The following is an 11,854-nucleotide window of genomic DNA, read 5'->3' as shown; positions in this document are numbered from 1 at the left end:
GGACAGGGGGACAGGGGGACAGGGGGACGCAAAGAGTTCTGTCACGGTGTCCCCGCGTCTCCCACTCTCCGCGTCTTCTTCATCTCCCGTATCATTTTCCGACCTGAGTGGATCTGCCCAACTTTTAGCAAACAACAAGCTGATCCGGTTGGAAGTGCAAGGTCAAGCAGACAGTGGTGGTAGGATTTCCATTCAGGGAGAGACCCGCTCTCAGGCATTAGCAGGAAATTTGCAGTTGCGAGTACAAGATTTCTTAGCTGCGGATATTACTCGCCTCATTGAGTTACCAGTGAATTTACAAGCAGGTCGAGTCAATGGCGATTTGTTGGTTCAGTTGACACCACAACAGCCGACTTTATTGTTTGGCAGTGCTGATGTTGCAGGGGTAACGGTTGAATTGCCGAAAGTACCGCAAGTGTTGAGCAATAGCCAAGGAAACCTGCGTTTCCAAGGAACGCAATTGCAGTTAAATGATGTTACAAGCAACTATGGCAAAATTCCCTTGGTGGCTAAGGGAATCATTGACACTCAAGCAGGCTTCAATTTGGCAGCACGTGTAAATGCGGTGAGTTTGGCCAATGCAGTCAGTACTCTGAAGGTAAAACTACCAGTACCTGTAGCTGGACAAGTACAAGCGTCTTTGCAGATTACTGGATCTACTAAAGAGCCAATTCTCTCTGGCACAGTTGCCACTATCCAAACTACCCGGATTGATAAGCTCGATTTTAATAATATTAGTAGTAAATTTCAGCTGGTTACGAGTTCGTCTTTAATTACTCTCAAAGATATTCAAGGTTTTGCGAAAGTCGGCGGTCAGATTACAGGGGCTGGCACAATTGCAATTGGTAAGAGTCCCCGACTGGATTTGAATTTCGCAGCTAAGAATGTTCCAGGGGATGCCATAGCTAAAGTTTACGAAACAACGCCGAATTTCCAAATTGGTAATCTCTCGGCTACAGCCCAAGTATTTGGCCCTGCTACTAATGTCCAAACTGTGGTACAATTTCAAGCCCCCAACGGAACTTATCCGGGAACTGGGGAAGTGGCGTTCTCCTCTGGAGTTGCCGCAGGCATCGCTCCAAACCGTACCGTCTCTTTCCGCAATGTGACTCTGAATGTTGGTGGCGGTAAAGTCAGGGCTACTGGTACTTATGCCAATGAGCGTTGGCAAGCTGTTGCTTTGGTCTCTGGGGTGCAGGTGCAACGTTTTGTAGATACAAATCAACTACAAAATGTCTCTTTGGCAGGGGCACAATTCAATGGCCGTCTCATGCTCACAGGTAGCACAGCACCATTTGAAATTGCTACGATTCGCACTGAAGGTGCAGCAGTGAACATTGGCGGCGGCACAGTTGCAGTTTCTAATATCCGACTCCAAGAGCAAAATTTCTCTGCTCAACTTGTAGCTAATAATGTGCGGCTGGGACAAATATTGAAACAGTCCCCCCCAGCTTTAAATAATCCTTTGGCGGGTACGTTCCAAATCGCAGGCAACAAAGATAATTTCAGCCTGAAAACTCTGCGTGGCACTGGTGAAGGTCGCCTTGCCATTGGCGGTGGGACGGTTACAGCGAAAAATATCGAACTTGTTGATGGTTTATATCAGGCGCAAGTCCAGGCGAAGAATGTACCTGTGCAGCAGTTAGCAGCAGTACCAAAGCAGTTTCAAGGTAGGTTAAGCGGTGAAGTGGATGTGGCGGGGTCTGTGGAATCTTTCCAACCCCAAGCCATTCAAGCCAGCGGTCAAGCACGGATAAATGTTGGGCGGGGAATAATTACAGCCTCTAATATCCAACTTGTTAATGGTGCATACCAAGCGCAAATCCAGGCTAACAATGTACCTGTGCGACAGTTGGCAGCAGTACCACCGCAGTTTCAAGGTGCGTTAAATGGTCAGTTTAACGTTGCGGGATTAGTTGATTCTTTTGAGCCAAAAGCAATCCAAGCCAACGGTCAGGCAGTAATCAATGTTGGCGGTGGAACGATCGCAGCTTCTAATATCCAAGTGGGTAATGGTGTATACCAAGCACAAGTCCGGGCAAATAACGTACCGTTGCAGCAGTTGGCAGCAGTACCACCACAATTGCGAGGAACCTTAACTGGTCAAGCCAACGTCGCGGGTTCTGTTGAGTCCTTCCAACCGCAAACAATCCAAGCCGTTGGTCAGGGACAAATAAATGTTGCTGGTGGAATTATCGCAGCTTCTAATATTCAAGTGGCGAATGGTCGCTATCAAGGAATCGTTGAAGCTGCTGGTGTGGAATTAAATCGGTTAAATCAACAATTGCGGGGTCAATTTGGCGGTAAATTGCAATTAGCTGGCACACTGGCGTCGTCTCAATTAGCTGATGTGCGTGCTGCTGGACAGGTGCAGTTATCCCAAGGTCTCCCCGGTCTGGAACGACCGCTGACAGCTGCCATCGCTTGGAATGGTGAAAGACTGACCATTGAGCAAGCAACTGCCCCCGGTTTAAATGTTACTGGTAGCATATTAGCCAACGCCAAACAACCAGGAATACCGGAAATTACTGCCCTAAATTTGAATATCCAAGCCGAGAATTACGACTTAAAACAGTTACCAATCAATTTTCCCAATCAAGTTGCAGTGGCGGGGAGAGTAGATTTTAACGGACAAGTCACTGGCAAGTTACCTCTGCCAAATGTAGTCGGGCAAATTAATTTACGAGACTTCGTTGTTCAAGATATTGCCTTTGAGGCGCTGTTAACTGGGAATATTAACTCGGTACAGGGACGCGGGTTGAATTTGAATTTAGCAGGAAATAGAGATCGCTTGGCTTTCAATTTAGATGCCAATAATCGCCCTTCATCATTTTTAGTAAAATGGCAGGAAGCATCTGCATCGGGTAATGTCCGAGGAAATGATTGGACACTCAAAGTTGCAAACTTTCCCTTACAAATATTGAATTTGACACCACCGCCTAGTACTCGTCTCGGTACTGGAAAAATAGCCGGATTGTTAACAGGGGATTTGGCTTTTAATCAAGAGACATTTGCAACAACTGGAAATTTAGCGATCGCCAACCCAGAAATTGGACGTTTAAAGGGCGATGGTTTAGCGGCTCAATTCCGTTACAGCAATGGTAATGCTACACTCACTAGTAGCCAATTTATCAAAGAAAACAGTAGTTATACTGCTGTTGGTACTTTTACTCAAACGGCTCAAGGCCCCCGACTAAAAGGTAAGCTCAATGTCAACCAGGGCAAAATTGAAGATGTTCTGGCTGTAGCACAAATCTTCGATTTACAGGATTTACAAGGTGGTTCAAATCAAAACTACGGCACAGCAGCGGATCTAACCACCAACACCCAAGGCTGGCCAAATGAGCCGTTATTTGCTCAACTGCAACGATTTTCGGAAATTGAAGCTTTAGTAGCAGAACAAGAACAACAGCGACTTGATTCCAGCCCCATACCTGATTTAGCTGACTTAAAAGGCACTTTCAACGGCGAAGTAGCTCTGGATACAACTACTACCAATGGATTGGCAGTGCAGTTTAATTTGAATGGAGAAAACTTTGCTTGGGGTAAAAAAGAAGAACGCAGTCGTTATTATACAGCCGAAAAATTGATTGCTGAAGGCAACTTTGAAAAGGGCGTTTTAAGTTTGCGACCTTTACGCATCGAATCTCAAAACAGACTGATTGCCTTCACGGGTAACATTGGCGGTGATGAACAATCCGGCCAGTTGCGGGTGAACAATTTTCCCATACAAGTATTGAATAATTTTGTGAAATTGCCAGTTGGCATTACAGGTAATGTCAATGCTACAGCAGCTTTAGCAGGCAGTATTGCCAATCCCCAAGCCAGAGGAGAATTGCAAGTTACAGAAGGAACATTGAATCAAAACCCAATACAGTTAGCAACGGCAAGTTTTAGCTATGCCAACGGACGCTTAAACTTTGGTAGTACTGTTGCAGTTAACGGCCCGCAACCTGTGGATATTACTGGCAGCATACCTTATAAATTGCCTTTTGCAACGGTGACACCAGACAGCGACCAAATCAGTTTGGATGTCAAATTAGAAAACGAGGGATTAGGACTGTTAAACGCATTGACTAATCAAGTGATGTTTGAAAAAGGTGAAGGCGAAGTAGACCTAAAGGTACGTGGAACATTGCAACAACCAGAGGTAGATGGCATTGCCACTGTTAATAATGCTACTTTTTCCGCCCAAGCTTTGCCGGGTAAACTCAGACGTGTTACGGGTAAAGTGCTGTTTAATTTTGACCGCATCTTAGTAGAAAATCTTCAGGGTAGATTTAGCCGAGGAAAGGTAGAAGTTGCTGGAGAAATTCCCATCTTTAACAATGAGCAAGTCGCCATCAACAATCCTCTGACCATTAATCTCGAACAACTAACACTGAATCTCAAAGGACTTTACCAAGGAGGTGCTAGCGGTAATTTACAGATTACTGGTTCTGCCCTCAATCCCCTAATTGGCGGTAGAGTAGATTTATTTGACGGCCAGGTATTGCTGGCAGAATCCACCGACACCGATACATCCGTAAATGATAGTAGTCTTGGCTTATCATCTCTAAAAGCTAATAAGCAAAATCAAAAGGAAATTCCAGGCTTGCCCTCAGGCATCGCCAGATTTAATAATCTAGATTTAGAACTAGGTAAAAATGTCCAAATTACCCGTCCACCTATTCTTAGCTTCCGGGCTAGTGGTAATCTCATAGTCAACGGTTCAATCAATCAGCCTGTACCAGATGGTACTATCCAATTAGAAAAAGGTGGAGTCAATTTATTTACTACCCAATTTAACCTTGTTCGTGGCTATAAACACACTGCAACTTTTAGTCCCTCCCAACCCCGCGACCCTGACTTGAATATTCGGCTATTTGCTAAGGTATTAGACGTAACTCAAGGCAATGATTTCACCCGAATCAACACCACAGGTTTATCAGCCTTAGAAAGTGTGCGAGTCGAAGCCACTATTAATGGTCTGGCTAGTAAACTCAATGAAAATCTAGAACTCACAAGCAGTCCGTCACGTAGTCAAACCGAAATTGTTGCTCTTTTAGGAGGTGGGTTTGTAGACACCCAAGGACGTGGCGACAGTACTTTGGGTTTAATTAACATCGCAGGCTCAGCTGTGTTCAATAATTTTCAGTCAACTTTTAATCAAATTGGTAGCACTTTTGGGTTAAGCGAACTGCGGATATTTCCTACCATTATTTCTGAGAATCCTGAAGCGGGAAAAACCAATTCAACTTTGGAATTAGCAGCGGAGGCTGGAGTTGATATTACTTCTAAGATATCCATCTCTAGCATCAAAATTTTAACCACAAATGACCCCTTCCAATGGGGCGTTAATTACCGAATAAACGACGAATTCCGTGTCCGCGCTTCCACTAATTTAACTGATGATAGTCGTGCTGTAGTGGAATATCAAACACGGTTTTAGTTTAATTAGGGCTTGCTGAATAACGATAAAATCCTGATATTTCAATTTGTACTAAGAATATTTCTTGCTTTGGTATGTGACAGTTCTGCTGTATTTAGGACTATATGAACCAATCGCAACTCCCTTTATCAGCTTTTGTTGACCCACGAGGGGGAAACAAAACCGTAGTAGAGCAACTCGCAGGGCAAGTTTTAGAGATGATTTGGAGTCACTTACAAACTGCTGATGCCAGTTCTCCTTTGCCCCAAACAATACAACTTCCCGTTTCGATTGAAATTCCAGATCAGCCCGTATCGGAGAGCAAAATACTCGCACAACTGCAAACGATCCTCAGCAGTTCAATGAACGCAGCACATCCCGGTTTCATTGGGCATATGGACTCTATGCCTACCACCTTTTCTATTTTGGGTGAAATGGTAACGGCGGCAATCAACAACAATATGCTCAGTTTAGAAATGTCGCCTTTTTTCTCACGGTTAGAGTCTCTGTTGCTGCAAGAGTTTGCAGCATTATTCGGCTTGGGAACACAAGCAGGCGGAGTAATGCTGAGTGGGGGAAGTTTAGCCAATTTGCAAGCATTAGCCGTTGCTCGTAACGTCAAGTTTGACGCACTACAACAAGGCATAACTGCACAAATACACCCGCCAGTTTTGTTTGCTTCCGAAGTCGCACATACATCCATTCAAAAGGCAGCAATGGTTCTGGGATTGGGCGCATCTTCCGTTGTTCCCATCAAGACGAATGCCAACTCGCAGATGAATGTCAACGAGTTGAGATATGCTATTGAAAACGCCAAACAAAGTCACAAAGTCCCATTCTGCATTGTGGCAACAGCAGGTACAACCACCACAGGAAACATTGATCCACTTTTAGAAATTAGCCAAGTCGCCCGCGAGTATCAACTCTGGCTTCATGTTGATGCGGCATATGGTGGTGCATTGGCATTATCAGAAAAACAACGTCAAAGACTGGCGGGGGTTGAAAACGCCGACTCAATAACATTCAATCCGCAAAAATGGCTTTATGTGGCTAAAAATTGTGTGATGGGTCTGTTTAGAGATACAGCAACCCTTGTAAATGCCTTTCGCATTGCCGCCCCATATATGCGCGACTCGGATAATTTTATCAATCTTGGCGAAATCAGTGTTCAAGGAACACGCCACGCCGAGATACTGAAACTATGGCTCTCTTTACAGCACCTTGGCAAAATAGGTTATTCTCAACTAATAGAAGAAAGTTACCAATTGACAGATTACTTTGTTCAACAAATCAAACAACGTCCGTTTTTGGAAATGGCTTGTCAACCAGAAACAAATTTAATCTGCTTTCGGGGTGTGCCTGCTTGGGTATCAAGCACAGAATGGGATAACTGGAACACCAACCTTCAAACCTATTTGTTACAAAAGAGTAAAGTATTTTTATCTCTCCCGGCTTATCGTGGTTCACGCTGGCTAAGGGCAGTTCTGCTCAACCCGTACACGGATGAAAAAATTATAAGTCGGTTGTTTGATGAAATAGATACCTATGCAAAAGCATAAAATTTATTCAGGACTTACGCAAAATGATGAAAGAACGAACCGCAAAGGACGCATTCGCGCAGCGTCTCGTCAGATAAGGACACAAAGAAATAAGAGTTTCACAGATGTTTTGCGTAAGTCCTATCTCTATTAGATTGTGATATTATCACTACCCTGTTGATTGACTGCTAAACGCAAAATTGATAGTCCTAAAATTATCAAAAATAATACTAGTCCAATTGTGCAAGCATAACTAATTTCCAAATTATTGAATGCTTGTTCGTAGAGATAATAAACAATTGTTTTCGAGCTATTGAGCGGGCCTCCTTGGGTCATGATGTATACTTCTTCAAAAACTTTGGTGGCAGAAATAGCTGAAATTACAGCTACTAAAGCGAGATAAGGCTTCATCAAAGGTATAGTAATATCCCAATGTTTCTTAATACCATCAGAGCCATCAATTGCTGCGGCTTCGTACACATCGCCAGGAATTGATTGTAATCCAGCTAAATAAATTACCATGTAGTAGCCTAGCCCTTTCCACACAGTAACTGCCATAACGCTGGCAAGAGAAATTGGTACAATACCAAAAAGTTTAGCTGAGCTAGTTAACCAAGGAATACCTTCTGAAATCATACCCAAAGCTTTCAGCACCTGATTGAGTAATCCATTTTCTGCATACAACCATTTCCAAGCTATTCCTGCAACTACCATCGATATTACTACTGGCGTGTAGTATGCACTTCTAAACCAATTCATCCCTCGCAGTTTTTGATTTACCAAAATTGCTAGTCCCAAGGGAGCAATTACTAAAATTGGTACTACACCCACAAGATATAAAAAAGTGTTTTCCAGGGTTTTCCAGAAAACAGCATCTTTCCACAACTTGAGAAAGTTATTTAGACCTATCCATTGCGGCGGTTGAGCAATATCTTCGTAGGTGGTAAAGCTGAGGTAAAAAGCTTGCAGCGCAGGCCAAAAGACGGTTAACACCAAAATCATCAAAGCAGGTAGTAAAAACAAATAAGGAGTTAGCCGCTGTTTGATTAATATCCAATTTTTAAGTGTTAATTGATTCATCGGAGTTTAATAGTTGTTTTAAACATTGCCAATCAATATTACACATCAAAGCCTCTTTCTCACAATGTCAACTGGGCATTAGACCTCTTGCAATCAATTGCTTTTTGGACTCTTGTGGTCAAAGGGATGCATGTTAAAGGGGAAAGGGAAAATACCAAACCTTTCCCCCTCTCCCCTTTTCCCGACTTATGCAAGAAGTCTATTGATGGTAGCCTCTGCCTTGCTGCTGCGCCTCTACGTTAAAAAAAATTGAGTTTTACGTGAACCATATTGTCATGTAAGTCCCGTAAAACTTAAGGATACATACAAAAAGTCCGCTTTCGCGGACTGTGGACATTGGATAAGGTTAAGTTGTCACCAAGAGTGTCTACAAGATGTTAGACTCAATATTCATTTTTTCTTAGTTAATATCAAAAATCAAGTTTTTTTGATAAAAAATCAGACATTAATACAGGATTTATGTCTTTTTTGAAAATATCTGTGATTTAGAAAATATCTGTGATTTAGTTTATTAGCGATTAAAATTGCGTATATTTTAGCAATATTTAGTTTTTTAATCAACTAAATACAATTTCAAAAAGGACTTCCAAGAAGAAACGAATCACAAAGGACGCATTCGCGCAGCGTCTCGTCAGAGAAGGACACAAACAGGACTTACGCAAAAATAATGTAATTCCGTCATTACGAGCGATAGGGAAGTAATCCCCCTGACGCTGGGATTGCTTCCCTACACTCCGTTACGGTCGCAATGACAATATCGGCGTTGCGTAAGTCCTAACAAAAAAATAAGAGTTTCAGAGAGTTTTTGCGTAAGTCATATACATAGATGAATAAGTTCATAAGTTATACTAAATACATATATGTATGAATAATTTACAAGGTTTTTTATTCATTTTGTTTCCATCTATCGTCAGAGATATTTTTTGGATATAAATTTCTACAAATCATTTAAATTAATATCTGAAAACTTCATTGAGTCTGAAAAATATTTTGCACCATTTTTTTATTTGAATTTGCCGCTGCTGTATCTAACTCTGCAATTTCACCTGCATCTAATTGCCAACCCAACGCACCAATATTTTCCCTGGCTTGTTCTACATTCTTTGCTCCAGGGATGGGAATGGTTCCTTTACAGATGCACCAGTTGATTGCTACCTGTGACATGGTTTTGTTTCTAGACTGTGCTACTTCTTGCAAACATGCTAAAAGCGATCGCACTCCTGGTAAAATCTGTCTAAACAGCAAACCTCGGATACCTTTGGGAAAAGAACCTCCAACAGAGTATTTTCCTGTCAACAGCCCCAAAGCCAGAGGACTGTAGGCAATCAATTTGATTCCCAACTCATCACAAACATCTTTCAGGTGGAGTTGAGTGACAGGATATGTAGACAGCAAAGAATATTGGACTTGCAAGGTACTAATTGGAACGCCTCGCTGGGCAAACTTTTTTTGCACTTGTTTGAGCCGTTTCGGCCCGTAATTGGATAGTCCTATTCCCTTAACCAACCCTTGCTCGTAAACATCGGCTAGACCATCTAATAATTGCCCTTCTTGCCAGGGAGCATAGTTCGCTGTAGACCAATGCATTTGTACTAAATCAACATTTCTACCTAGACGTTGAGCAGATGCTTGGCAAGCCTTGACCATTGACTGGCGCGTCCATCTCCACGGGTAAGCAGCAAGCTTAGTGGCAATACAAATATTTTCTTGATTGGAACCTACATATTCTCGGTGAAATCGCCCCAATAGTAGCTCACTTCGACCATTCAATCTGCCAGTTCCGTAGGAATCACCTGTATCAAATAAAGTTACACCGTTATTCACACAAAGGTTAAAAACCGCTTGCAACTGGTCATCCATGCTTTCGTCATATCCCCAAAGCAATTGGTTACCCCAAGCCCAAGTTCCACATCCCATGTTTGGGAGAGAGAGTTTTTGGAGAGTCTGCATTTTTGCTGTCTGTAGATTGCCTTATAATTATCAGGCAATTTATTGAAACTAAAAACAAAAGAATCTTGGCATTGCTGAATCAAGGGATGATTTGGCAAGTTATAAAATCTCTTCCCCCGCTTCCTCTGCCTGCCTAAATTCATCTCCCTGTTCTGCAACGCCGAATCTTTTTTTAATCCCCAACAGCCAATGCTCCTACGGGTACATCTGTAGCGTAAAATTAATGTTCATCTGGTATTTGCTAACCCGTTGACCAATGATTCCTAGATGTTATGTAGCAAGAGAATTTTTCCGTGGAATCAATCGACAATCTAAAATTCCAAATCTAAAATCCAAAATTGTCTGACGCCCATGTATTGTGACTACCTCATTCAAATCCTGACTGCCCGTGTGTATGATGTTGCTCAGGAAACACCACTAGAGTGTGCCCCAAATCTGTCTGCAAGGCTGAATAATCAACTTCTGCTCAAACGTGAGGATATGCAGTCAGTATTTTCCTTTAAGTTGCGGGGTGCTTATAATAAGATGGTGCAACTACCACCGGATATATTAGCACAGGGTGTCATTGCTGCGTCGGCGGGGAACCATGCTCAGGGGGTCGCCTTGGCGGCTAACCGTCTGGGAACAAGAGCAATTATTGTCATGCCAGTAACTACACCCCAAGTTAAGGTAGATGCGGTTAGAAACAGGGGCGGAGTAGTTGTATTACATGGAAATACCTACGATGATGCTTATGCTTATGCTCGTCAATTAGAAGCCGAAAAAGGATTAACTTTTATTCATCCCTTTGACGATCCCCATGTGATTGCTGGACAGGGAACAATCGGGATGGAAATTTTACGCCAGTATCAGCAGCCCATCCATGCGATTTTTGTAGCCATTGGTGGAGGCGGTTTAATTTCTGGGATTGGTGCTTATGTCAAACGCCTGCGTCCAGAAATTAAAGTGATTGGCGTTGAACCTGTGGATGCTGATGCCATGTCTCAATCTTTAAAAGCCGGACATCGGGTGCGCTTGTCGCAAGTGGGGTTATTTGCTGATGGAGTAGCGGTGCGGGAAGTTGGTGAAGAAACCTTCCGTTTGTGTCAGCAGTATGTAGATGAAATTATTTTAGTGGATACGGATGATACTTGTGCGGCAATAAAAGACGTGTTTGAAGATACGCGATCGATTTTAGAGCCAGCTGGTGCATTGGCGATCGCAGCTGCCAAAGCCTACGCCGAACGAGAACAAATCCAAGGACAAACCTTAATTGCTGTAGCTTGCGGTGCAAACATGAACTTCGATCGCCTGCGCTTTGTTGCAGAACGGGCAGAGTTTGGCGAACGTCGCGAAGCTATCTTTGCAGTTACAATTCCTGAGGAACGGGGTAGTCTGCGTCAATTTTGCGAACTTATTGGCCAACGCAATCTCACCGAATTTAATTATCGCATTGCTGATGCCAAAACAGCCCATATTTTTGTCGGTGTGCAAATTCAAAACCGTGCTGATGCTTCAAAGATGGTAGAAACCTTTGAAGCTCACGGATTTGAAACCCTGGATTTAACAGACGACGAACTCACTAAATTACATCTGCGGCACATGGTGGGTGGGCACTCTCCCCTTGCTCACAATGAATTACTCTACCGTTTTGAGTTTCCCGAACGTCCTGGTGCATTGATGAAGTTTGTTGGTTCCATGAGTCCCGACTGGAATATTAGTCTTTTTCACTACCGCAACAACGGCGCAGACTACGGACGCATCGTTGTTGGTATCCAGGTTCCTCCCTACGAAATGCAAGAATGGCAAGCATTTTTGGATACCCTTGGCTATCGCTATTGGGATGAAAACAAGAATCCGGCATACAAGTTGTTTTTGGGATGAGTGGGGATTGGGG

At 43.1% G+C, this 11,854-nt stretch carries 5 protein-coding genes; 3 read left to right on the top strand and 2 right to left on the bottom strand.

The annotated features are described in order from the left end of the window. On the top strand, window positions 1-5,431 hold a 5,431-nt coding region (locus GNE10_RS23980), incomplete at its 5' end, for a translocation/assembly module TamB domain-containing protein (protein ID WP_185567301.1). Between the two features lie 104 nt (window positions 5,432-5,535). Continuing rightward, entirely contained in the window at window positions 5,536-6,969 is a 1,434-nt protein-coding gene (locus GNE10_RS23975; protein ID WP_185567300.1) for a pyridoxal-dependent decarboxylase, read from the top strand. 129 nt (window positions 6,970-7,098) lie between these two features. Here GNE10_RS23975 and GNE10_RS23970 read toward each other — a convergent pair whose 3' ends face one another. Together GNE10_RS23970 and GNE10_RS23965 are read right to left on the bottom strand one after the other, a co-directional pair. After that, window positions 7,099-8,028, bottom strand: a complete 930-nt coding sequence (locus GNE10_RS23970) for a carbohydrate ABC transporter permease (protein WP_185567299.1) — start codon at window positions 8,026-8,028, stop codon at window positions 7,099-7,101. A 969-nt stretch (window positions 8,029-8,997) separates the two neighbouring features. Next, window positions 8,998-9,978, bottom strand: a complete 981-nt coding sequence (locus GNE10_RS23965) for an aldo/keto reductase (protein WP_185567298.1) — start codon at window positions 9,976-9,978, stop codon at window positions 8,998-9,000. 351 nt (window positions 9,979-10,329) lie between these two features. Here GNE10_RS23965 and ilvA point away from each other — a divergent pair, with 351 nt between their 5' ends. Further along, the gene (gene ilvA / locus GNE10_RS23960; protein ID WP_185567297.1) at window positions 10,330-11,841 is read left to right on the top strand and encodes a threonine ammonia-lyase, biosynthetic; all 1,512 of its coding nucleotides are present in this window, start codon (window positions 10,330-10,332) and stop codon (window positions 11,839-11,841) included. The last annotated feature ends 13 nt before the right edge of the window (window positions 11,842-11,854 follow it).

It is taken from the genome of Nostoc sp. 2RC (assembly GCF_014222165.1).
Taxonomy (GTDB): Bacteria; Cyanobacteriota; Cyanobacteriia; order Cyanobacteriales; family Nostocaceae; genus Nostoc; species Nostoc linckia.
This window is presented reverse-complemented; position numbering and strand designations above follow the sequence as displayed.

What these genes read in the sequence shown, in the direction of transcription:
- GNE10_RS23975 (WP_185567300.1), top strand. Translation starts at nt 5,536, where the DNA reads ATGAACCAATCGCAACTCCCTTTATCAGCTTTTGTTGACCCACGAGGG.
- GNE10_RS23970 (WP_185567299.1), bottom strand. Translation starts at nt 8,028, where the DNA reads ATGAATCAATTAACACTTAAAAATTGGATATTAATCAAACAGCGGCTA.
- GNE10_RS23965 (WP_185567298.1), bottom strand. Translation starts at nt 9,978, where the DNA reads ATGCAGACTCTCCAAAAACTCTCTCTCCCAAACATGGGATGTGGAACT.
- ilvA (WP_185567297.1), top strand. Translation starts at nt 10,330, where the DNA reads ATGTATTGTGACTACCTCATTCAAATCCTGACTGCCCGTGTGTATGAT.